Origin of the sequence: Acuticoccus sediminis (assembly GCF_003258595.1) — a bacterium.
GTDB lineage: Bacteria > Pseudomonadota > Alphaproteobacteria > Rhizobiales > Amorphaceae > Acuticoccus > Acuticoccus sediminis.
The window spans coordinates 192,383-213,765 of record NZ_QHHQ01000008.1; the positions used below are offsets into that span (position 1 = coordinate 192,383).

Below are 21,383 nucleotides of genomic sequence, written 5' to 3' on the forward strand. Positions count from 1 at the left end.
TGGACGCGGCGTCGGTCCTGATGTCGTCCCTGTCGATCGTTCCGTGCTCAGCTCGTTGCAGATCGAATGCCATCGAGATCGTCGATGCTCGTCAAGTCGGGATCGCGCTCCGCGGCCGGGCCGAAGCCGCCGCCGCCCGGCGTGCGCAGCGCGAACCACTGTCCGGCCGTCAGCGCGCCCTTGTCGTGATCGAACTCGGCGACGCCCGGGCCGCGCTCCAGCGCGCCGTGCCCGCCTTCGCCGCCACCCTCCAGCCCCCACGAGCGGGATCTGGTCCGCGAGACGTCGACGCGCACGAGGCAGTCCTCCTCCGCGCGCACGACGCGGCGCAGGCCCATGCCGCCGCGGAACCGGCCTTCGCCCGCCGACCCGTTGACCAGCTCGTAGCGCAGGACCGTCAGTGGATATTCGAGCTCCAGCGCCTCGACCGGGAGGTTCGAGGTGTTGGTGACGTGCACGTGGATTCCGTCGAGCCCGTCCTTGTTGGGCCGCGCGCCGCCGCCGCCGCCGAACGTCTCGAGGTAGACCCAGATGGTCCCGTCCGCCTTGCGCTGGCCCGTGAAGGTCGCGACGCAGCAGGCCGAGTTGGTGCAGGCCGTCACCTTGTCGGGCGCGGCCTTGTAGAGGGCGCCGAGGGTGAGGTCGGCGACGCGCTGGCAGAGCTGCACGCGTCCGTTGACCGCCGCCGGGTGGACGCAGTTGAGGAGCGATCCGGGCGGTGCCGTCACGGTGACCGGCCGGGCGAGGCCGGCGTTCGGCGGCACTGTCGGGTCCACCACGGCCTTGACGATGTAGTAGACGGTCGCCGCGAGCGCGGTCCACGTCATGTTGATGCCGGCGCGCTGCTGCGGCGGGGCGTCGAAGGCGACCGTCATCTCGTCGCCCGCCACCGTGAGGGTGACCGCGAGGGGGAGCGTCGTGTCGAACTCCGGCCCGTCGAACACGTCGGCGAAGGTGTGGACGCCGTCCTTCAGCGCGGCGATGCCGGCGCGCATCTTGCGCTCCGCGTAGTCGAGCAGCGCGTCGCCCGCCGCGAGCACCGTCGCGGTGCCCCACTTGGCGCATAGGTCCTGGAAGCGCTGCACGCCGACGCGGTTGGCGGCCATCTGCGCGCGCAGGTCCGACAGGCGCTCGCGCGGGACCTGGCAGTTGAGGAGGATGAGGTCCTGCACGTCCTTCTGCAGCACGCCCGCCCTGTAGAGGCGGATCGGCGGAATGCGCAGGCCCTCCTGGTAGATGTGTGCGTGGCCGCGGTCGGCGAAGTCGGCGTGGTGGGCGAGGTTCACGGTCCACGCCGCGATCTCGCCGTCCACGAAGATCGGCTCGGCGAGCACGATGTCCGGCAGGTGGGTGCCGCCGCCCATGTAGGCGTCGTTGCCGACGAAGACGTCGCCCGGCGCCATCCCGGCGACGTCGTGCAGCTCGAGGATCTTCGGGATGATGCCGATGAAGGAGCCGAGGTGCAACGGGATGTGCTCGGCCTGGCAGAGCGTCTCGCCCTTGGTGTTGAAGAGGGCGGTGGAGCAGTCGCGCCGCTCCTTGATGTTCGTCGAGTAGGACGCGCGGATCAGCGCCTCGCCGGTCTCCTCGACGATGGACGAGAGCGCGGCGCCGATCACCTCAACGGTGATGGGGTCGAGGTGGGCGGCGGCGGGACGGTCCATCACGAGGCCTCCATGATGAGGTTGCCCATGGCGTCGACGGTGAGGCGGGTGCCGGGCGGGACGATGGTGGTGGTGTCCATCTGCTCGACGATCGCCGGTCCCTCGAAGGTCATGCCGGCGCGGAGTTTCTCGCGGGCGTAGACGGGAGTGGCGACGACCTCGCCGACGCCCGCGAAATAGGTCTGGCGGGTGCCGGTCGCGGCCGGGGCGGGGTCGGGCTCGCCGGGCGCGGCGCGGGGGAACTCGGCCTTCCTGACGACCCCGAACGCCTCGACGCGGAAGGTCACGAACTCCACCGCCTCCTCCTCGGCGAGGAAGCCGTAGCGCTGCTTGTGGGCGTCCTCGAAGCCCTTCACCAGCGCGTCGATGGCGGCGGCGGTCACCGGGCCCTCGGGGACGCGGACGGCGAGCTCGTAGTTCTGGCCGCGGTAGCGCATGTCGACGGTACGGCTCAGGCGGCGGGCGTCGGGCGCCACATGCTCGGCCGCAAGCCAGCTCTCCGCCTCCTCGACGAGGGGGGCGAGCGTCGCCTCGGCGGCGTCCGCGTTGGCGGGCTCGGCGGGCATCAGTCTCGTCGCGGCGAAGTCGGCGCGCAGGTCCGTCAGCAGCAGGCCGATGGCGCACATGATGCCGGGGCTCGGCGGGATGATGATCCGGCTCATGTCGAGCGCTTCGGCGAGGCGCGCGGCGTGGAGCGGCCCGGCGCCGCCGAAGGCCATCAGCGCATAGTCGCGCGGGTCGTGGCCGCGCTGCACCGAGATGGTGCGGATCGCGCGCGCCATGTTCGCCGTCACCACCGCGAGGATGCCCTCGGCGGTCTCCATCGTGGAGAGGCCGAGCGCCGCCCCCAGCCCGGCGATCGCCTCCTCGGCGAGGTCGCGGCGGATCGGCATGCGGCCCGCCAGCAGGTGCGTCGGGTTCAGCGTGCCGAGCACCACGTTGGCGTCCGTCACCGTCGGGGCGGTGGCGCCGCGATCGTAGCAGACCGGCCCGGGGTCGGCGCCCGCCGATTGCGGCCCGACCTTCAGGAGGCCGCCGGAGTCGATGTAGGCGATGGACCCGCCGCCCGCGCCGACGGTGTGGATGTCCAGCATCGGTGCCTTGATCGGATAGCCGTGGACGATCGCCTCCGAGGCGAGCTTGGGCTGGCCGCCCTGCATCAGAGCGACGTCGGTGGAGGTCCCGCCCATGTCGAAGGTGATGAGGTTGGAGAAGCCCGCCTCCCGGCCGATCGCCTCCGCCGCGACGACGCCCGTGGAGGGGCCGGACAGCACGGCGCGGACCGGGGTGCGCGAGGCGGCCTCGAAGCTGACGACGCCGCCGTTCGACTGGGTGAGGTGCGGCGGCGCGGCCATGCCGAGCGCTTCGAGCCGCGGCGTGAGGCGGTCGATGTAGCGCTTCATGATCGGGCCGAGATAGGCGTTCACCACCGCCGTCGACAGCCGTTCGAACTCGCGGAACTCCGGCGCGATCTCGTGGCTGGCGCAGATGAAGGCGTCCGGCAGTTCCTCCGCGACGATGGCGCGGGCGCGCGCCTCGTGTGTCGGGTCGACGAACGAATAGAGGAAGCAGATGGCGACCGCCTGGCAGCCGGCCTCGGCGAGCTCGCGCGCGGCCCTGCGCACCGCGGTCTCGTCGAGCGGGGTCTCGACGGTGCCGTCGTGGCGCAGCCGTTCCGCGGCCTCCTTGCGCAGGCGGCGGGCAACGAGGGTGTGCGGCTTGTCCTCGAACAGGTCGTAGAGGCTCGGCCGCTTCTGCCGGCCGATCTCGAGGAGGTCGCGGAAGCCCTCCGAGGTGACGAGGCCGACGAGGGCGCCGCGATGGGTGATGAGCGCGTTCGTCGCCACCGTCGTGCCGTGGCCGAAGTAGGCGATGCGGGCGGCGGCCTTGTCCTCGCCGGGCACCACCCGGGCCATCCCCTCCGCGACGCCGGCGGCGATCCCCTCGGACGGGTCGGACGGGGTCGAGGAGACCTTCCAGACCTCGGTGCGCCCGGTCGCCTCGTCGAAGAGGCAGACGTCGGTGAAGGTACCCCCGGAGTCCACTCCGACGCGCCAGGTCCGCTCCGTCTGCGTCCGCCCGGTCTGCATCGGCTCGGTTGGCATGGGGCCTCCGGGTTGGTCGATGGCGCATTGTGCATTTGCCGTGTATACACGGCGGATACATAACGGCGCCGGCACGGTTCGTTGTCAACCGCCTGCTGCCCCGAATTTTAAGGTCCGCTCCGACACAACGAGGCGCTATGGGCAAGCAGACCCTCCCGGAAAAACCCGCCATGACCGCCCGCGCCAAAGCGTACGACTATGTTCTCGACCGCATCATTCGCGGAGAGTTTCCCGGCGGCGAGTTCATCGAGGAGGAATGGATTTCCACAGCGGCCGGCGTCTCCCGCACGCCGGTGCGCGAGGCGTTCCACAAGCTGGAGTCGGAGCGCTTCCTGGAGCTTCTCCCCCGGCGCGGGGCGCGGGTGCGGCAGGTGACGGCGCAGGAGATGCTCGACGTCTACGAGGCGCGCCGGCTGATCGAGGGCTTCGCCGCGCGACGGATCTGCGAGGCCCGAACGGGCGCTCCGCCGGAGATGAAGCGCCTCGCGGCGGAGATGCGCACGCTCGGCAGCGCGGACCTTCGCCGCCACGTCGACCTCGACCGCGACTATCACGTCGCGCTCGTCGAGGGCTCGTGCAACGGGGTGCTGATGGACGTGCTGGACGCGCTTCGGGCGCGTCAGCAGCAGGTGGCGTACGCCGCCCTCAACGCCGACCCGTCACGCCTCGAGACGATCCTCGCCGAGCATGAGGCGATGGTCGAGGCGCTGGACCGGCACGACGGCGACGGCGTGGTGGAGCTTCTCAACCGCCACCTGCGGCCGATCCAGCACGTGATCGACCGCCTGCCGGGCTCCACCGGCTAGCCCGGCCCGCGGTCAGGCGGCGAGCTTCGCGCCGAGGAAGGTCAGCGTCTCCGTCTCGGACACGACGTCGGCGTACTTGGCGTTCATGTCGAACAGGTTGGCCTCGTGCGGGCCGGGGTGACGGTCGCCGCACGCCTCGGCGACGACGGCGGTGCGGAAGCCGTAGGAGACCGCGTCGATGCAGGTCGCGCGCACGCAGCCCGAGGTGGTCAGCCCGGTCAGGATGACGCTGTCGATCCCCGCCGCCGTCAGCGTCGAGGAGAGGGAGGTGCCGAAGAAGGCGCTCGGGTACTGCTTGGTGATGACGAACTCGTCGTCCCGCGGCACGAGCCCCTTCGCGAACTCGGCCGTCGGAGCGCCCTTCACGAAGGCCTTGAGCGGCGTCGCCTTCTCGAAGAAGCGGCCACCGTCGATCCCGTTCTGCTGGTACCGCACTTCGGTGAGGATGACGGGGATGCCGGCGGCGTGGGCCGCCTCGCGCACCCGCAGCGCCGAGGCGAGCGCGTCGTCCACTCCGGCATAGAGGCTGCAGTCCGGGTCGAAATAGGCGTGCGCGAAGTCGATCAGGATGAGCGCCGGGCGGGCGCCGAAGCCGACGCGGGTATTGTAGGCCCGCGCATAGTTGTCGTCGAGATTTTCGGACACGTGGGTCTCCGTTAGTGTTCGGTCAGAAGGCGGCCGGCGCCGGGGACGGGATCGGCGATCCCGGCCCGCCGGAGAGCGGCCCAGAGCGTTGCCGTGTTGGACGTGACGACGGGGATGCCGAGCTCGGCTTCCAGCGGCTCCACCAGCGGAAGCGCCGGGAAGTCGGTGCAGGTGATGAGGAGGGCCTCGCTTCCCGGAACGAACGCGGCGCGGGCGTGGGCGGCGACGGCTTCGAGCGGCGTCTCGGCGATGCGCACGTAATCGTGCGCCCCGCCGGCGCCGATGCCGAGGCCGACGAGGTTCACGACGGTGAAGCCGTGGTCCTCGAGGAAGTGCGTCTCGTGCGCGTTGAGGGCGTCGGCGTAGGGGGTGGCGACCGAGAGCCGCGTCACCCCGAGCGCGGTGAGGGCGGCGATGATGGCGGCGGCGGTCGTGACCGTGGCGACGCCGGCGCGGGCCGTCAGCGCATCCGGGAGGGAGGCGGCGGGCGTCACCATGGATCCGGCGGTGCAGGCGTACGCGACCGTGTCGACGCGGGCGGCGGCGAGCATCGCGACGGCGGCATCGAGGTCGGTCTCCAGCGCGGCCCGGCCGGCGGGGGAGGCGGTGTCGGTATGGAGGGCCATGCGGTGGGTGTGGACCGTCACGCCCTCGGGGACGAGGCGCTGCCGCTCCGCCTCGTTCACCGTGTTGGTCGGCGGCACGATGAGGCCGAGCTTGCCGCGGCCGCTGTAGGCGGAGGCATGGCGCATCAGAGGAAGTCCGGCACGAAGGCGTCGCCCTCGGCGCGGATCCTCATGCCGGTCCAGCGGCGAAGGTGCGCGGGGAGGAGGCACGTCCCCCGGTCGGCCGCGTCCTCCAGCAGCGCGACGCGGGAGGCGATGGCGAGGCCGGGGTCGACGCAGAACCCGCTCGACCACTCCGGCCGGTACACCTGCAGCGGCGAATGGATGGCATCGCCGCAGATGACCGTCGGTCCGTGTGGACCGGCGAAGCGCAATCCGACCTGACCCGGCGTGTGGCCGGGGTGGGGCATCAGGGTGAGGCCGGAGGCGATCTCGTAGCCGTCCTCGACCGCGTCGACGAGGCCGGCCTCGACGACGGGGAGCACGCTGTCGGCGTAGGCGCCGGCGGGGTTCGATCCGTTCACCGCCGCCCAGTGGGCGAGCTCCGTGCGGCCGATCAGATAGCGCGCGTTGGGGAAGGTCGGCACCCAGCGCCCGTCGACGAGCCGCGTGTTCCAGCCGACGTGGTCGGCGTGGAGATGGGTGCACAGGACGACGTCCACCTCCTCGGGCGCGACACCGGCGGCGGCGAGGTTAGCGAGGTATTGCGTTGCGCTGCGCTGGTGCCAGTCGGCGCGGGCCGGCCGCGCCTTGTGTTCGCCGACGCACGTGTCGACGAGAACCGTGAGGCCCGCCGAGCGGACGAGCCAGCTCTGCACCCCGAGCAGGATCGCCTCGGCCTCGAAGTCCACGTGGTCGGGTGCGAGGACGTCCCGGTAGGGGGCGAGCTCGGCGAGGTCGCGGCCGGGAAACAGCATCGAGGCGGGCAGGGGAAACGGATCGAGGTCGACGATCCGGGTCAACGTGGCAGTCATGCTCCGCCTCCTCCATGCGGGGTGTGCGCACCCAGGCGCCGCTCCAGAACTGCATGATCATTGCCAGACCGGGCGGGCGGAAGCCTCGTCCGCCCCACCTGTTGCCGCGACGCATCGCCTGGGCCCCGGCGAACCCTCGGGCGGCGCGGCGGGCCGGGCGGATCAGTAGTCGGTGAGGAGGGAGCCGAAGCCCTGGACCTTGTCCTCGATGCCGTTGGTGCGCAGCGCGTGCCAGTAGGTGGCGGTGTTGATGGCGAGCACCGGCTTGTCGAGCCAGAACTCGGCAATTCCGGCGACCCGGGCCATGGCGAGGTTGGTGCCCACCTGGACTATCGCCTCGACGGAGGGGTCGTTCACCTCGTTGATCGAATCGCGCAGCTCCTTCTCGGAGACGTGGGCGATCAGCTCCGGTCCCGCGCACTTCAGGCCCTTGAGCGCGACGACCTCGAAGCCGCAGTCGTTGAAGAAGCGGACCACCTGTTCGTCGCCGACGGGCATGTACGGGGTGATGACGGAGATCCGCTTGATGTCGCCATACTTGCGCAGCGCCGCCTGGCAGGCGTCCGAGCCCATGGCGACGGTGGTGCCGGCGTGCTCCTCGATCCGCGCCTTGAGGACGTCCGAGCCCTCCTTGCCGTCCCAGAAGGTCTCGGCGGACATCCCCATGATGAGCGCGTCGGGGCTGCAGGTCATCACCGCGTCGACCGCCGCCATCAGCGTCTTGCGGATGTTGACCATGAGCAGGCTGAAGTCCTCGTCCGAGCGGACGGGGTCGTTCGGGATGACGATGCGCGAGAAGTGGTTGGTCACGCCGACCGGCCGCATGGAGTCGAACTCGGGCTGCACGGAGGTGTTGGTCGACGGCGCGATGACGCCGAATTTCCGGCGATAGCCGAGGCTGTCCACCATGACGGGGAGATCCTTTGTGTTGCGAGGGCCTCGCCCGTCAGGGACCTGACGGACGCTGGCGCGTGGGGCCCCACAAGTATTGCGCTGGCACAGGGCGGAGCGCAATTGTCCGGACATATTTTAATCCCGTCCGCCTCCTTCGTGGGCGGTGGGCCTCGTTCCCGGCCGGTCGGCCGTCAGCCCTTGCCGGGAGTGAGCCAGGGCATCGCCTCGAGGTGCTCGCCCTCGAAGTCGGTGATGGAAGGGAGCTCGCGCAGTGTCATCTGGACCTCCGATAGACCCTCGAGCAGCGCGTCGCGGTGATGCGGCTCGATCTCGAACGGGACGGAGTGGTTGCCCCAGACGACCGTCCCGGCCTCGAGGTCGACGGTGATCTCGGTCGGCGCGACCTCCATCAGCTCCGCGACGGTCTCGGCCGGAAGGCGCACCGTCATGAGGCCGTTCTTCATGGCATTGTTGTAGAAGATGTCGCCGAAGCTCGGGGCGATGACGACGCGGTAGCCCCCGTCGGAGACGGCCCAGACCGCGTGCTCGCGGGAGGAGCCGCAGCCGAAGTTGTCGCCGGCGATCAGCACCGTGGCGCCCTCGTTCCCGGGCGCGTCGAGCACGAAGCCGCCCTTGTCCCTGAGGTCGCGGAAGAGCGTGTCGGCGTAGCCGGCGGCGCGGGGCCGGTGGAGGTATCGGGCCGGCACGATCTGGTCGGTGTCGACGTTGGCGGAGGGCAGGGCCGCCGCGCGGCCGGTGTGGCGGACGAAAGGCTGCATGTCAGAGCTCGCGCGAATCGGTGAGATGGCCGGTGACGGCGGCGGCCGCCGCCATCGCGGGGCTGACGAGGTGGGTACGGCTCCCCTTGCCCTGCCGCCCGGCGAAATTGCGGTTGGAGGACGACGCGCAGCGCTCGCCCTCCGGCACCAGGTCGCCGTTCATGGCGACGCACATGGAGCAGCCCGGGTCGCCCCACTCGAAGCCCGCCTCGATGAAGATGCGGTCGAGGCCTTCCGCCTCGGCGAGCCGCTTCACCTCTCCCGATCCCGGGACGACCAGCGCCGGCACCCGCGCCTTGCGGCCGCGCGCGACGTCGGCGGCGGAGCGGAGGTCCTCGAGGCGGCCGTTGGTGCAGGAGCCGATGAAGACGCGGTCGACGGCGATGTCGGCGAGGGGCGTGTCGGGGGTGAGGCCCATGTAGGCGAGCGCCGCCTCGACGGACTTGCGCCGCGCCGGATCCTCGAAGTCGCTGGGATTGGGGACGCGGGCGGTGATCGGCGCGGCGTCCTGCGGGGAGGTGCCCCAGGTGACCATCGGCGCGATGGTGTCGGCGTCGAGGCGCACCTCGCGGTCGAAGCGGGCGCCGGCGTCGCTGGCGAGGGTGCGCCAGTGGGCGACCGCGCGCTCGAAGGTCTCGCCGGCCGGGGCGAGGGGGCGGCCCTTGAGGTAGGCGAAGGTCTTCTCGTCCGGCGCCACCATGCCGGCGCGCGCGCCGGCCTCGATCGACATGTTGCAGACGGTCAGTCGCCCCTCCACCGAAAGCTCCCGGACGGCCGAACCGGCGTACTCGATCACGTGGCCCGTGCCGCCGCCCGCGCCGATCGTGCCGATGAGGGCGAGGATCACGTCCTTGGCGCTGACGCCCCGGCCGAGCGTGCCGTCGATGGTGACGCGCATCGACCTCGGCTTGTTCTGCCAGATCGTCTGCGTCGCAAGGACGTGGGCGATCTCGCTGGCGCCCACCCCGAAGGCGAGGCAGCCGAGGGCGCCGTGGGTCGCGGTGTGGCTGTCGCCGCAGACCAGCAGCACGCCCGGAAGGGTGAAGCCGAGCTGCGGCGCGGCGACGTGGACGATCCCCTGCTGCGGGTCGCCGGCGCCGTGGTGGCGGATCCCCCAGCGGGCGGCATTCTCGCCGAGCGCGTTCACCATGTCGTCGTAGGTCGGCGTGCGGCGGGCGTTGGAGGCTCCGGTCGCGACGTAGTGGTCGGCGAGGCTGAGGGTGAGGTCGGGGCGGCGAACCGAAAGGCCCTCCGCCTCGATCATGTCGAACGCCTGGCGCGTGCCGTCGTGGACGATGTGGCGGTCGACGAACAGGAGCGAGGCGCCGTCGGCGCGGGTGAGGACGGTGTGCGCGTCCCAGATCTTTTCGAACAGGCTTTTGGGTTCGGTCATGTCAGGCTTCCGGCGTCGCGCGTACGCGGCCGCGCACCAGGTTGCGGATGCGGTCGGCCTTGAGGACCGGCCAGGCGACGGTCAGGACCATCGCGATGAGGAGCCCCAGCGCGATGGGGCGCTCGAAGATGATGGTCAGGTCGCCGCGGCCGAGCTGCCAGGTGCGCAGGAGGTTGCCCTCCATCATGCGCCCCAGGAGGATGCCGATGACCATCGCGACGACGGGGTAGTGGTAGCGCTTCATCACCACGCCGAGGATGGCGGCGGCGGCGAGCGTCACCGGCCCCGCCATCGTGCCCGACAGCGCGTAGGTGCCGAGGACGGTGAGGGCGGTGATGGTCGGCACCAGGATCCTCAGCGGCACCTTCACGACGAGGACGGCGACCCGCAGGAAGAGGAGACCGACGCCCGCAAGGAGTAGCGCCTGGACGAGGTTGCCGGCGATGATGGCGTACACGATGTCCTTGTTGTCGGAGATGAAGCGCGGGCCGCCGGTGACGTTGTGCATCGCGAAGGCGCCCAGCATGATCGCTGTGCCCGCGCCGCCCGGGATGCCGAGCGCGAGGAGGGCGACCATCGATCCGCCCTCGGAGCTGGAGTTGGCCGATTCGGCGGCGATCACACCGTCCGGGCACCCCTTGCCGAACTCCTCCGGATGGCGCGAGAGGCTCTTCTCCGCCGTGTATGAGACGAGGTTGGCGACCGACGAGCCGACCCCCGGCACCGTGCCGATCACCGAGCCCAGCAGCGAGCCGCGCAGGATGATGAAGATGCGGCTGAAGGCGTGGAGGAAGCCCGACGCGATCCGCCGCAGCTCCACCGTTCGGGCGGAGGCGTCGGCGACGATGTACTCGGCCCGCACCAGTGCGAACAGCTCGGACGCGGCGAAGAGGCCGATGAGGGCGGCGGTCGAGTCGATCCCGTCGAGGAGGTACATGGAGCCCGCCGTGCCGCGCATGATGCCGGCCGAGCTCATCCCCATGGTGCCGATGAGGAGGCCGACCGCGCCGGCCAGCACGCCGCGCCAGAAGTACCCCTCGGAGAGGGCCGCGATGAGGAGAAGGCCCCAGAGCGCGATCATGAAGAGCTCCGGCGCGCCGAGCTGCAGGACGAGCCGGGAGACGGGCTGGATCAGGAGGAGGAGCAGGATGTAGCCGACGGCCGTGCCGACGGTGCTCGCCGCGAGGGCGATGCCGAGCGCCTCGTTGTGCCGGCCCTGCCGGGCCATCGGGTAGCCGTCGAAGCAGGTGGCGACGGCGGCCGTGGTGCCGGGGACGTTCATGAGGATCGCCGGGACCGAGCCGCCGAAGCCGCCGCCGGTGAAGATCGCGGTGAGGAACAGGATCGCCGAGACGAAGTCCATGTTCAGCGTGAACGGCAGGAAGACCGCCATCGCGATCGGCACCGAGAGGCCTGGCAGGACGCCGAACACGAGGCCGATCAGGAGGCCGATCGGCACCACCACCCACGCCGTGGGCGAGGAGGCGAGGAGGGAGAGCGCTTCGCCGAATGCGCCGAGGTCGATCATCCGCCTAGCCCACGACGAGGGAGGGGACGGGGACGGACAGCACGGTCTCCATCGCGTACGTGGTGAGGGCGCCGACGAGGGCGCCGAACGGGAGCGACACCCACGGCCGCCGCTCGCCCTGGAGCGTCATCCCGGCGGCCACGAACAGCGCCGTCGCGACGTCGAAGCCGATCCACGGCATCAGCATGACGTAGGCGGCGAGGCCGGCGCAGGCGGCGGCGACGCCCCAGCGCTCGCGGAACGTGCCTTCGCGCGGGGCGGGCTCGGCCGAGCGCGCGATCCGCAGGCGCGGCACCTGCGTCGCGAGGGTGACGGCGCACAGCACCGCCGCGACCAGGCCGACCGGACCGATCAGCAAGAGGTTCTTGATCTTGGACGATGCGGCGTAGGCGTCGGCCGTGTACCAGCCGACGAAGGCCGCGAAGCCGAGGACCAGGAGGCAGTGCCCCCATGGTCCGGTGAAGCGGAGCGTGCCGATGGACATCGCCCGGTCACTCTTCGAGGCGGTCGATGTACTTCTCGAAGGTGGCGTAGCTCTCGTCCAGCGAGGCCTTGGTGGCTTCGGGGCCCATCCAGTCGCCGGCGATCTGGCTCTCGCCGATGAACGCCTTGAAGTCGTCGCGGTCCAGCATCCGGTGGTAGGCGTCGACCAGCATCTGGTAGGTCTCGGGGTGCTCCTCGGCGAACGAGGTCTGTACGGTGAAGGTGCGCAGGTCCGCCGCCAGCACCGGGATCTCGACACCGTAGTCCGCCAGCGCGTCGTTGATCAGCGGTGCGTCCCACAGCGCGTGCGGCTCGGTGCGGAAGACGGCGAGGGCGCGCACGTCGTCCTTGATGACGTCGCTGCCGAGGCCGGAGATGACCGACATCGTCACCTGGTCGCCCGCGAGCGCGGTGCGCATCGGGCCGCCGCCGTCGTAGGTGATGAAGTTGATGGCGTCGGAGGGCAGGCCGAGCTGCTCCAGCATGATGAGCGTGGAGAGGTGCCCGCCGTCGCCGGCGATGATCGCGCTCGACGCTTCGCCCGGGTTCTCCTTGATGAAGTCGACCAGCTCCTTGAACGACTGGTACGGCTCGTCCTTGGGCACCAGGAGGACGTAGTAGTCCTGCCACTGGCCGTTGACGAACTTGAAGGCGTCCCAGTCCAGCATGCCCTGGTCGCGCAGGATGTTGGAGATCAGGTACGGGTTGACCGGGCTGACGAGCGCGGTGGAGCCGTCGTCGGGCTGCTGCAGGAAGTAGGTGTGGCCGAGGGCGCCGGAGCCGCCGGGGCGGTTGACGACGGTGACCGGCACGCCGAGCTCCTCGGGCAGGAACTGGGCGATGGCGCGGGCCATCCGGTCGGCCGAGCCGCCGGGGTTGAACGGGACGATGATGGTCAGGCGGTCGGCCGGGTAGTCGGCGGCCCGCGCGGGGGCGGGAAGGCCCGCCCATCCGGTCGCGACGGCCGCCGCTGCCAGTGCGCCGAGCGCGGCTCTGCGGGTCATGTGTCGGATCATGGTTTCCTCCGGTCCTGGTTGTTTTGAGTGGCGCTTGTTCCTCGCCACAGCGTTCGAGCACGGGGTTCCTGCACTCGGGCCCTCGGGGTCGGTCCCCGGGGAAGGTCGTCTCCTCGTGTCCGTCAGTTGCGGCGTGGGGGAAGGGGCGGCGTGTCGCGCTCGGCCGGCTCGGCGCCGAGGCGAAGCGGCATGAAGTCGGTGTCCGGCAGCTCCATCAGCCGGCAGAGCGACTGGCGCAGGTGGCGGCGCATGGCGCCCTCCGCGGCCATCGCGTCGCCCGCCAGGATCGCCGCGGCGATGGTCGCGTGCTCGCGGCCTGAGGCGTCGATGTCGTTGTGCGTCATGAGGTGGCGCAGCTGCACCATCATCACCGGCAGCGCGAGGCGCTCGATCAGCTCGCCGAGGTGAGGGTTGCCGCTGAGGCGCACGATCGTGCGGTGAAGGGCGCGGTTGTCCTCCATGAAGGTGAGCGCGCTGGCCCCGGTCCGCTCTCCCCCGACGGCGGCCCAGACCGCCTCGAAGGTGGCCCGGTTGTCGTCGAGGTGGATGCGCGCGGCGGCGAGGTGGGCGGCTAGCCCCTCGATGCGCTCGCGGATCGGGAACACGTCGATGATCTCCGCGCGGGTGAAGCGGCGGACGGATGCGCCGCGATTGGGCGTCAGCTCGATGAGCCCGTCGGCGGCGAGGCGGCGGAAGGCCTCGCGCAGCGAACCGCGCCCGATGCCGAGCTCCTCCTCCAGCTCCCGCGACACGAGCCGCTGGCCGGGCGCGAAGCGGGCCCCGGTGATGGCACGGCGCAGGACGTCGACCGCCGCCTCGACGGTCGTTCCGCGCTTCGTTTCGTGGTCCGCCGAGTCGGTCACGCGGGCAGGTACTCCGGTTTCATCGGACGATTAACACACTCTTTTAGGGGACGAAAGTAGCGGCTAAGATTGTCCGATAATTTTAGCGGGCGATTATCCGCTTGATCATATTGCCGTTTCCAGAAGCATGCTTGAATTTGAGGCAAGTCAGGCTTGACACGGCTTCAAGCGACTGAGAATGCTGGATTTGTCCGTACATTTTGTCGACGCCGCCGCGGCGCACCGGAGGACCCATGACGAGCGATCTCACCTGGCCAGATGGAAAGACTCTCGCGCTTTCCGTGGTGGTCAACGTCGAGGAAGGCTCGGAAATGACCATCGCCGATGGTGACAAGAAGCCGGAGCCCGTCGATGAACTCGGCGTTGCTCTCGGCATCCCGATCCGCAACTACGTCAACGAATCGAACTACCAGTACGGCATCCGCGCCGGCGGCCCGCGCATCTTTCGCTTGCTCGAGAAATACGGCGTGACGACCACGGTCACCGCCGCGGCCCTCTCGCTGGAGCGCGCACCCGAAATCGCCGCGTTCATCCGCGACGGCGGCCACGAGCCATGCTCCCACGGCTACCGCTGGATCCATCAGTTCAGCTTTAAGGAAGACAAGGAACGCGAGTTCGTCGCCAGGGCCGCGTCGTCGATCGCCGAGACCTGCGGCGAGCGGCCGGTGGGCTGGCTGTCGCGCTACCTGCACACGCCCATCACCCGCCGCCTCCTCGTGGAGGAGGGCTACACCTACCACATGGACGACCTCTCCGACGACGTGCCGCGCTGGGAGCCGGTCGAGATGCCGGACGGGTCGGTGAAGCCCCTGGTGTGCGTGCCCTACGCCATCGACACCAACGACATGAAGTTCTGGACCGCGCCGTCATACGCCCCACAGGACTGGCTGGACTATGCCCGCCGCAGCTTCGACTGGATGCTCGCCGAGAGCGCCGAGCAGGGGCCGAAGATGATGTCGGTGGGGCTACACCTGCGCATCATCGGCCGCCCGGGCCGGATCTGGGCGCTCGAGGAGTTCCTGCGCCACGTCACCGCCGCCGACGGCGTCTGGATCACCACCCGCCGGGCGATCTCGGAACGCTTCGCTGAATGCGTGCCCTGGCGTGGCTGACGCGGTGCGTGGAACTGTGATGGACGGCGCGCTGCGTTCCATCGCATTGCACGCGCCCCTCGTGATGGTCGGCGCCGTCGTCCTCGGCCTCGCCCTGCCGAGCCTCGCCTCGCTGCTGAGCCCGATGGTGGTGCCGCTGGCGACGCTGCTCATCGTCATCTCGATGATGCGGGTCGACCCGCACGCGCTCCGCCTCGCGTTCCGCCGTCCGGGTCACATCGCGCTCGCCTCCGTGGTGCTCTTGGTGCTGATGCCGGCGATCACCCTCGCGATCGCGATCGCGCTCGGCCTCCCGACCTGGCTCGCCACCGGGCTGACGCTGATCGCCGCCGCGCCACCGCTCTCCTCGGCCGCCGCCTTCGCCGTGCTGGTGCGGATCGACCCCGCCCTCGTCACCGCGCTGTCGATCCCGGCGACGCTCGTATCCCCGCTCACGGTCTGGTCCGTCACGTCGGTCCTGCCGGGGCTGGAGCGCGGGCTCGACGTCACCGCGCTGTCGCTGCGGCTCGGCATCCTGGTCGCGACGGCCTTCGGCCTTGCGCTGATCGCCCGGCGCCTCTTCGGCCGGGCGCGGATCGAGCGGAGCGCGCCGGCCATCGACGCCTCGTCGGTGATCCTCATCGGCATCATCGGCATCGGCCTCACCTACGATATCGGCATCGCGCTGCGCCTCGACGCGCTCGAGTGGTTCGCCATCCTCGCCGCCACCTCGATCCTCAGCTTCGGCTCGTGCGCGGCGACGCTGGCGATCTTCTGGCGCGCCGGGCGGGACCGCGCGGTCGCGGCGTCGCTCGCGGCGGCGGTGCGCAACATCGCGCCGATGATGGCGGCGATCTTCGGGGTGGTGGAGCCGCGCATCTATCTCGTCGTGGTGACGGCGCAGATCCCCAGCTTCGCGGCACCGCTCTTCATGCGCCCGCTCTTCCAACGTCTCGGCCGGATGGGGGGACCCGCATGACGCCGACAAGACTCGACCGGATCGTCGGGACGCTCAGCCGCTGGTCGGCGCGACTGGGCGGAGCCGTCGTGCTCGCCTGCGCGCTCCTCGTCGCCGCCGAGGTGATCCTGCGCAACCTGCCGGGCGGGATGCCGGAGGGGATCCGCCTCCATTCCTTCGACCTCACCAACTACGGCTACGCGGCCGCCGTCGCGTTCGGCTTCTCCTACGCGCTGACCGAGCGCGCCCACATCCGCATCGACGTCCTCTACGCGCTGATGCCGCTGGCGCTGCGGGCGATCCTCGACGTCTTCGCGCTCGTCTGCCTCGCTGCGACCGCGGCGACGATGGCCTGGTACGCCTGGGACGTCGCGATGCGCAGCGCCGCCATGGGCGCGATGCCCAACTCCACCCTGCGCCTGCCGCTCGCCATCCCACAGTCGATCTGGGCGGCCGGGCTCACCTGGTTCGCGATCGTCGCGACGCTCCTCACCGTGCAGGCGCTCGTCCAGCTCGCCCGCGGCCGCATCCGCCAGGTCCACGAGAGCACCGGCGTCGTGCGCGAAGGAGAGGGACTGTGATCGCCGTCGCCGCCATCATCCTGGCCGTCCTCGTCGCCCTCGCGGTCCCGGTCGCGGCCGCGCTCGGGATCCTCGCCGTCGCGCTCTCCGAGCTCTACGCCTTCTTCCCGCTGCTTCCCGCGCTCGGCGAGACGCTGTGGTCGAACTCGACGGAGTTCGTGCTCGTCGCCGTGCCGATGTTCATCCTGATGGGCGAGATCCTGCTGCGCGCGGGAATCGCCGAGGACATGTACCGGGGCGTCGATTCCTGGGTGAACCGGGTGCCGGGCGGGCTGATGCACACCAACATCGCCTCCTGCACGCTGTTCGCCGCCACCTCGGGCTCGTCGGTGGCGACTGCGGCGACCATCGGGACGATCTCGATCCCGAACATGAAGCGGATGAACTACGGGCCGTCGCTCTACCTCGGCTCCATCGCCGCCGGCGGCACGCTCGGCATCCTGATCCCGCCGTCGGTCAACATGATCCTCTACGGCGTCCTCGCCGAGGTGTCGGTGACGCAGCTCTACCTCGCGGCGCTGATCCCCGGGGTGCTGCTGGCGGTGCTCTTCTCCGTCGCCATCGCGGTGTTCTGCATCGTCCGCCCGGACCTCGACGGCGAGCACGCCGATGCCGACTGGTCGGCGCGTTTCCGCGGCCTGCGCGCCCTCGCGGCGCCCGTGCTCCTCTTCCTGGTGGTCGTCGGGTCCATCTATGCCGGCTGGGCGACGCCCACCGAGGCCGCCGCGCTCGGCGTCGTCGCCTCGCTCATCCTCGCCCTGTCGCGGCGCCGGCTGAGCTGGCCGGACTTCCTCGCCGCGCTGGAAGGGACCATGCGGACCACCTCGATGGTCGTCCTGATCGTCACCGCGGCCTTCTTCCTCAACTTCGTGATGGTCTCGATCGGCCTCACTTCGGCGATCACCTCGGCGATGACGGGGCTCGATATCTCGCCCTTCATGGCGATGGTCATCATCGTCTGCGTCTATCTGGTGCTCGGCTGCTTCATGGAGACGCTGTCGCTGATGGTGGCGACGACGCCGATCGTGACCCCCATCGTCGCCTCCTTCGGCTACGACCTCGTGTGGTTCGGCGTCGTCTTCATGATCCTCATCGAGGCCGCGCTCATCACGCCGCCGATCGGGGTGAACCTCTTCGTCGTGCAGTCCGTGCGCGGCGGGGCGCCGGGGCCGATCCGCCAGGTGATGCTGGGCTCGCTCCCCTTCCTCATCATGATGGTCGCGATGGTCTTCATCCTGATCGCCGTGCCCGGTCTCGCGACCTGGCTGCCGCGGATCGCGATGTGACCGGCGCGGCTCACCTTTTCCCGCCCACCGGCACGAGCCGGGTCGGCCGTCCGTTCGACCGTGACAAGGAGAACTACGATGCGTGAGACCACCGCGGCCGCCGCCGCACTTCTCGTTGCCCTGACGGGCGCCGCGCATGCCGAGACGCAGATCAACGTCGTCGGCAACCTCGGCATCACCACCCAGTCGCGCGAGCTGGAGCGCCCGTTCTGGGAGGAGAAGATCGGCGAGCTCTCGAACGGCGAGATCAAGGCGAATTTCAAGCCGTTCAACGAGATCGGCCTCAAGGGGCCGGAGATCTTCCGCCTGCTCGGCACCGGCGTCATGAACATCGCGACCGGCCAGCTCGGCCACTCCTCGGGCGACGTGCCGATCAACGATGCCACCGACCTCGCCGGACTGTCGCCCACCATCGAGGAGTTCAAGGCCGTCACCGACGCCTTCCGCGGCCCGCTCACCGAGTACTACGCGGACAAGCTCGGCCTCGTCATCCTGACGATGCAGTCCTACCAGGCCCAGATCCTCTACTGCCGCGACGAGCTGAAGGGGCTGGCCGACCTCAAGGGCCGCAAGATCCGCTCCTCCGGCGCCTCCCAGGCGGACTTCATCGAGTATTTCGGCGGCACCGCGGTGGCGATGAGCTTCGGCGAGGTGCAGCAGGGCCTCCAGCAGGGCGTCATCGACTGCGCCATCACCGGCACGCTGGGCGGCTACATGGCGAAGTGGTCGGAAGGCGCGGACTACCTCTACACGCTGCCCGTGAACTGGGGCGCGGGCTCGACCATGGCCAACAAGGCCTGGTGGGACGGACAGAGCGAGGAGGTCCGCCAGACGATCATCGAGGGCCTCGGTGATCTCGAGGCCGAGATGTGGGCGCTCAACGCCAAGGAGAACGAGATCGGCATCGCCTGCAACACGTCCGGCCCGTGCCCCGAGGGCGAGCCGGCGGGAATGGTCCGCGTCGATCCGAGCCCCGAGGATGTCGAGTTGCGCCGCAAGGCCCTCGTGGAGGCGGTCCTGCCGGGCTTCAAGCGCCGCTGCGGCGACGAGTGCGCCGGGATCTTCAACGAGACGATCGGCGAGGTCGTCGGCCTGACGATCGAATGATGCGGCGCCCGGCGTCGATGCTCCGGGTCGAGCTTCGCCTCGGGCGGGGCGCCGGCGACCGGGGGGCGCGCTGATGCCGCGCGTTCCGGCGGGGCCCGCCCTCGACCGGCTCGCCGCGGCCTGCCGGGACGCGGCGGGGGAGCGCGACCTCGAGGCGGCGTTCGCCCACCTGACCGGCGCCGCGTTGGAGACGCTCGGCGATCCGGACGCGGCGCTGCGGCCGGGGGCGCTGAAGGAGGGGGAGCGGGACTACCGCGTCTCCGGCGTGTTCCTGGTGACCCCGGACGGCACGTACAACATGCTGGTCGCGAGCCAGGGCTTCCCGGCCGAGCAGCGCCGTCTTGCCATTCCGATCGCCTGGAACCACCCGGGGGAGGTCGTGCGGAGCGGCCGGCCGATCCTCCTCGAGAACACCGACGACCACGGCCAGTTCCGCCAGTTCCTGAAGACCTCGCGGATGGGAAGCGCGCTCTACCACCCGATCCACGCCGGCGGTGCTCTCGTCGGCCAGATCATCGCCGCCTCGCGGGCCCGCCGCACCTACGACGCGGACGACCTCGTGCGCCTGTCGCTGCTCGCCGCCGCGGCGGCACTGGTCTGGACCGCCGCCGACGGTCCCCGCTGGCTTGCCGCCGACTACCCCGCGCCGGACCTCTGGCGCAGCGACGTGCGCTCCCTGACGGACGAGGGCGCGTGACCGCATCCGGGAGAGCGGGCGCCGGTGTCGTGCCTCGTTGAAAGTTGTCCGGACAAATTCTTGACTCGGAGGCCACCTGCCGTGGATTGTCGTCCCCAGGATTGGCTTCAATGGGAAGGGCAGGACCCCCGATGACAGGGTATGTCGAGAAGGTTGGCGAGAACCGGTATCGCGAGCGATTCGGCCGCTACTACGAGGATTTCCAGCCGGGCGACATCTACGAGCACCGGCCCGGCCGCACGATCAGCGAGACCGACAACACCTGGTTCACGCTGCTGACGATGAACCAGCACCCGATGCACTTCGACGCCGAGTACGCCAAGCACTCCGAGTTCGGCCGCATCATCGTCGCCTCGCCGCTGACGCTGGCGATCCTGGTGGGGCAGTCGGTCTCGGACGTCAGCCAGAAGGCGATCGCCAATCTCGGCTGGACCGACATCAAGATGACCCACCCCGTCTTCGCCGGCGACACGCTGACGTCGGAGTCGGAGGTGAAGTCCAAGCGCGAGTCGAAGTCGCGCCCGAAGGCCGGCCTCGTCACCGTGGAGACGCGCGGCTTCAACCAGGACGGCAAGACGGTCTGCACCTTCGAGCGCACCATCCTCGTCGCCAAGCGTGGCTTCGAGAACGAGGAGAAGGCGGGCTACTGACCCGCCGCCGGGAGGACATGAGCGTGAGTGACACCCTGAGCGACGACGACCGACTGATCCTCGAGGCGGTCGAGAAGTGGCTCGAGCGCGACGTTCGCCCGAACGTCCTGGCGCTCGACCATGCTGACGAATACCCCGAGGAGATGGTCGAGCAGATGAAGGAGCTCGGCCTCTTCGGCGCGACCATTCCGGAGGAATATGGCGGTCTCGGCCTCTCCGCCGAGACCTACGCGCGGATCGTCGAGAAGATCGCCGAGACGTGGATGAGCCTTTCGGGCATCTTCAACTCCCATCTCATCATGGCGGCCTGCGTGGCGCGGATGGGCACGGAGGAGCAGAAGCGCGCCTACCTGCCGCGCTTCGCCACCGGCGAGCTGCGCGGCGGCCTGGCGCTGACCGAGCCCGACGCGGGGACGGACCTGCAGGGCATCCGCACCCGCGCGCGGCGCGAGGGCGACGGGTACGTCATCGACGGCACCAAGACGTGGATCACCAACGGCATCTACGGCCAGTGCTTCGCGCTCCTCGTGAAGACGAACCCGGACGCCGAGCCGCGGCACAAGGGCATGTCGATGTTCATCGCCGAGAAGGGGCCGGGCTTCTCGGTCTCCAAGCGGCTGGAAAAGCTCGGCTACAAGGGCATCGACTCGGCCGAGCTCTCATTCGACGGCTACCGTGTCGGCGCCGACAAGCTGATCGGCGGCGTGGAGGGGAAGGGCCTCCAGGCGGCGCTCTCCGGTCTCGAACTGGGACGCATCAACGTCGCCGCCCGGGGCTGCGGACTGGCATCGGCGGCGCTGAAGGACAGCGTGAAGTACGCGCAGATCCGCTCCACCTTCGGCAAACCCATCGGCCAGCACCAGGCGATCCAGCTGAAGCTCGGCGAGATGGCGACCCGCTGCCGCGCCGCGAGCCTCCTCACCTACGACGCCGCGCGCGCCTACGACCGGGGCGAACGCTGCGACATGGAGGCGGGGATGGCGAAGTACTTCGCCTCGGAGGCCGCGGTCGCCAACAGCCTGGAGGCGATGCGCATCCACGGCGGCTACGGCTACTCCAAGGAGCTGCATGTCGAGCGCTACTACCGCGACGCCCCCCTCATGTGCATCGGCGAGGGGACCAACGAGATGCAGCGCATCATCATCGCCAAGCAACTGATGGAACGCCATCCGGCCTGAGCCTTGCACCGACAGGCCGGGACGACACCTCGCCCCGGCCGCGCCTGCCGCGAGGTGCC

21 protein-coding genes are annotated in these 21,383 nt (G+C 70.2%); 9 read left to right on the forward strand and 12 right to left on the reverse strand.

Annotated features, from left to right (window positions below; all coding sequences use genetic code 11):
• Positions 1-47: 47 nt before the first annotated feature.
• Together DLJ53_RS28405 and DLJ53_RS28410 are read right to left on the reverse strand one after the other, a co-directional pair.
• A complete protein-coding gene (locus DLJ53_RS28405) occupies positions 48-1,664 on the reverse strand; it encodes a hydantoinase B/oxoprolinase family protein (RefSeq protein ID WP_111351601.1) in 1,617 nt (538 codons plus the stop codon).
• Positions 1,664-3,769 (reverse strand): hydantoinase/oxoprolinase family protein, encoded by a 2,106-nt coding sequence (locus DLJ53_RS28410; protein ID WP_244935182.1) that lies wholly within the window; start codon positions 3,767-3,769, stop codon positions 1,664-1,666. The genes DLJ53_RS28405 and DLJ53_RS28410 overlap by 1 nt, the downstream gene beginning before the upstream one ends.
• Positions 3,770-3,906: 137 nt before the next feature.
• Between DLJ53_RS28410 and DLJ53_RS28415 the strand changes: the two genes are divergently transcribed.
• Positions 3,907-4,575 carry a GntR family transcriptional regulator gene (locus DLJ53_RS28415; protein WP_202913404.1) on the forward strand — a complete coding sequence of 223 codons (669 nt, stop codon included), beginning with the start codon at positions 3,907-3,909 and terminating at the stop codon, positions 4,573-4,575.
• A gap of 12 nt (positions 4,576-4,587) precedes the next feature.
• Here the strand turns inward: DLJ53_RS28415 and DLJ53_RS28420 are convergent, their stop codons facing one another.
• The 10 genes from DLJ53_RS28420 to DLJ53_RS28465 all read right to left on the reverse strand — a co-directional run bounded on the left by DLJ53_RS28420 (position 4,588) and on the right by DLJ53_RS28465 (position 13,776).
• A complete protein-coding gene (locus tag DLJ53_RS28420; RefSeq protein ID WP_111351602.1) occupies positions 4,588-5,220 on the reverse strand; it encodes an isochorismatase family protein in 633 nt (210 codons plus the stop codon).
• Between the two features lie 11 nt (positions 5,221-5,231).
• Entirely contained in the window at positions 5,232-5,972 is a 741-nt protein-coding gene (locus tag DLJ53_RS28425; protein WP_111351603.1) for a maleate cis-trans isomerase family protein, read from the reverse strand.
• Entirely contained in the window at positions 5,972-6,820 is an 849-nt protein-coding gene (locus DLJ53_RS28430; RefSeq protein WP_111351604.1) for an MBL fold metallo-hydrolase, read from the reverse strand. Before DLJ53_RS28430 ends, DLJ53_RS28425 begins: the two co-directional genes overlap by 1 nt.
• A 162-nt stretch (positions 6,821-6,982) precedes the next feature.
• Positions 6,983-7,729 carry a maleate cis-trans isomerase family protein gene (locus tag DLJ53_RS28435; RefSeq protein ID WP_111351605.1) on the reverse strand — a complete coding sequence of 249 codons (747 nt, stop codon included), beginning with the start codon at positions 7,727-7,729 and terminating at the stop codon, positions 6,983-6,985.
• 176 nt (positions 7,730-7,905) lie between these two features.
• Entirely contained in the window at positions 7,906-8,493 is a 588-nt protein-coding gene (gene leuD / locus DLJ53_RS28440; protein WP_111351606.1) for a 3-isopropylmalate dehydratase small subunit, read from the reverse strand.
• A gap of 1 nt (position 8,494) precedes the next feature.
• The gene (gene leuC, locus DLJ53_RS28445) at positions 8,495-9,886 is read right to left on the reverse strand and encodes a 3-isopropylmalate dehydratase large subunit (protein ID WP_111351607.1); all 1,392 of its coding nucleotides are present in this window, start codon (positions 9,884-9,886) and stop codon (positions 8,495-8,497) included.
• Position 9,887: 1 nt separating this feature from the next.
• Entirely contained in the window at positions 9,888-11,414 is a 1,527-nt protein-coding gene (locus DLJ53_RS28450) for a tripartite tricarboxylate transporter permease (protein ID WP_111351608.1), read from the reverse strand.
• Between the two features lie 4 nt (positions 11,415-11,418).
• The gene (locus tag DLJ53_RS28455; protein ID WP_111351609.1) at positions 11,419-11,898 is read right to left on the reverse strand and encodes a tripartite tricarboxylate transporter TctB family protein; all 480 of its coding nucleotides are present in this window, start codon (positions 11,896-11,898) and stop codon (positions 11,419-11,421) included.
• A gap of 7 nt (positions 11,899-11,905) precedes the next feature.
• Positions 11,906-12,913, reverse strand: a complete 1,008-nt coding sequence (locus DLJ53_RS28460) for a Bug family tripartite tricarboxylate transporter substrate binding protein (protein WP_111351610.1) — start codon at positions 12,911-12,913, stop codon at positions 11,906-11,908.
• 122 nt (positions 12,914-13,035) lie between these two features.
• Positions 13,036-13,776, reverse strand: a complete 741-nt coding sequence (locus DLJ53_RS28465; RefSeq protein WP_111351611.1) for a GntR family transcriptional regulator — start codon at positions 13,774-13,776, stop codon at positions 13,036-13,038.
• 233 nt (positions 13,777-14,009) lie between these two features.
• Here DLJ53_RS28465 and DLJ53_RS28470 point away from each other — a divergent pair, with 233 nt between their 5' ends.
• From DLJ53_RS28470 to DLJ53_RS28505, 8 genes are all read left to right on the forward strand, one after another.
• Complete coding sequence (locus DLJ53_RS28470; RefSeq protein WP_111351612.1) at positions 14,010-14,888, forward strand: polysaccharide deacetylase family protein; 879 nt, start codon at positions 14,010-14,012, stop codon at positions 14,886-14,888.
• A gap of 19 nt (positions 14,889-14,907) precedes the next feature.
• Positions 14,908-15,846: a hypothetical protein gene (locus DLJ53_RS28475; protein ID WP_111351613.1), complete on the forward strand. Its 939-nt coding sequence runs from the start codon at positions 14,908-14,910 to the stop codon at positions 15,844-15,846.
• A complete protein-coding gene (locus DLJ53_RS28480) occupies positions 15,843-16,406 on the forward strand; it encodes a TRAP transporter small permease subunit (RefSeq protein ID WP_111351614.1) in 564 nt (187 codons plus the stop codon). Before DLJ53_RS28475 ends, DLJ53_RS28480 begins: the two co-directional genes overlap by 4 nt.
• On the forward strand, positions 16,403-17,692 hold the full coding sequence (locus tag DLJ53_RS28485) for a TRAP transporter large permease (protein WP_111351615.1): 1,290 nt from the start codon (positions 16,403-16,405) through the stop codon (positions 17,690-17,692). Before DLJ53_RS28480 ends, DLJ53_RS28485 begins: the two co-directional genes overlap by 4 nt.
• Before the next feature lie 78 nt (positions 17,693-17,770).
• Positions 17,771-18,799, forward strand: coding sequence for a TRAP transporter substrate-binding protein (locus tag DLJ53_RS28490; protein ID WP_111351616.1), 1,029 nt, complete (start codon positions 17,771-17,773; stop codon positions 18,797-18,799).
• A gap of 73 nt (positions 18,800-18,872) precedes the next feature.
• On the forward strand, positions 18,873-19,496 hold the full coding sequence (locus DLJ53_RS28495; protein WP_111351617.1) for a GAF domain-containing protein: 624 nt from the start codon (positions 18,873-18,875) through the stop codon (positions 19,494-19,496).
• A gap of 131 nt (positions 19,497-19,627) precedes the next feature.
• On the forward strand, positions 19,628-20,146 hold the full coding sequence (locus tag DLJ53_RS28500; protein WP_111351618.1) for a MaoC family dehydratase: 519 nt from the start codon (positions 19,628-19,630) through the stop codon (positions 20,144-20,146).
• Positions 20,147-20,169: 23 nt separating this feature from the next.
• Positions 20,170-21,324 (forward strand): acyl-CoA dehydrogenase family protein, encoded by a 1,155-nt coding sequence (locus DLJ53_RS28505; protein WP_202913405.1) that lies wholly within the window; start codon positions 20,170-20,172, stop codon positions 21,322-21,324.
• The last annotated feature ends 59 nt before the right edge of the window (positions 21,325-21,383 follow it).

What these genes read in the sequence shown, in the direction of transcription:
- DLJ53_RS28405 (WP_111351601.1), bottom strand. Translation starts at nt 1,664, where the DNA reads ATGGACCGTCCCGCCGCCGCCCACCTCGACCCCATCACCGTTGAGGTG.
- DLJ53_RS28410 (WP_244935182.1), bottom strand. Translation starts at nt 3,769, where the DNA reads ATGCCAACCGAGCCGATGCAGACCGGGCGGACGCAGACGGAGCGGACC.
- DLJ53_RS28415 (WP_202913404.1), top strand. Translation starts at nt 3,907, where the DNA reads ATGGGCAAGCAGACCCTCCCGGAAAAACCCGCCATGACCGCCCGCGCC.
- DLJ53_RS28425 (WP_111351603.1), bottom strand. Translation starts at nt 5,972, where the DNA reads ATGCGCCATGCCTCCGCCTACAGCGGCCGCGGCAAGCTCGGCCTCATC.
- DLJ53_RS28430 (WP_111351604.1), bottom strand. Translation starts at nt 6,820, where the DNA reads ATGACTGCCACGTTGACCCGGATCGTCGACCTCGATCCGTTTCCCCTG.
- DLJ53_RS28435 (WP_111351605.1), bottom strand. Translation starts at nt 7,729, where the DNA reads ATGGTGGACAGCCTCGGCTATCGCCGGAAATTCGGCGTCATCGCGCCG.
- leuD (WP_111351606.1), bottom strand. Translation starts at nt 8,493, where the DNA reads ATGCAGCCTTTCGTCCGCCACACCGGCCGCGCGGCGGCCCTGCCCTCC.
- leuC (WP_111351607.1), bottom strand. Translation starts at nt 9,886, where the DNA reads ATGACCGAACCCAAAAGCCTGTTCGAAAAGATCTGGGACGCGCACACC.
- DLJ53_RS28450 (WP_111351608.1), bottom strand. Translation starts at nt 11,414, where the DNA reads ATGATCGACCTCGGCGCATTCGGCGAAGCGCTCTCCCTCCTCGCCTCC.
- DLJ53_RS28455 (WP_111351609.1), bottom strand. Translation starts at nt 11,898, where the DNA reads ATGTCCATCGGCACGCTCCGCTTCACCGGACCATGGGGGCACTGCCTC.
- DLJ53_RS28460 (WP_111351610.1), bottom strand. Translation starts at nt 12,913, where the DNA reads ATGATCCGACACATGACCCGCAGAGCCGCGCTCGGCGCACTGGCAGCG.
- DLJ53_RS28470 (WP_111351612.1), top strand. Translation starts at nt 14,010, where the DNA reads ATGACGAGCGATCTCACCTGGCCAGATGGAAAGACTCTCGCGCTTTCC.
- DLJ53_RS28475 (WP_111351613.1), top strand. Translation starts at nt 14,908, where the DNA reads ATGGACGGCGCGCTGCGTTCCATCGCATTGCACGCGCCCCTCGTGATG.
- DLJ53_RS28480 (WP_111351614.1), top strand. Translation starts at nt 15,843, where the DNA reads ATGACGCCGACAAGACTCGACCGGATCGTCGGGACGCTCAGCCGCTGG.
- DLJ53_RS28490 (WP_111351616.1), top strand. Translation starts at nt 17,771, where the DNA reads ATGCGTGAGACCACCGCGGCCGCCGCCGCACTTCTCGTTGCCCTGACG.
- DLJ53_RS28495 (WP_111351617.1), top strand. Translation starts at nt 18,873, where the DNA reads ATGCCGCGCGTTCCGGCGGGGCCCGCCCTCGACCGGCTCGCCGCGGCC.
- DLJ53_RS28500 (WP_111351618.1), top strand. Translation starts at nt 19,628, where the DNA reads ATGACAGGGTATGTCGAGAAGGTTGGCGAGAACCGGTATCGCGAGCGA.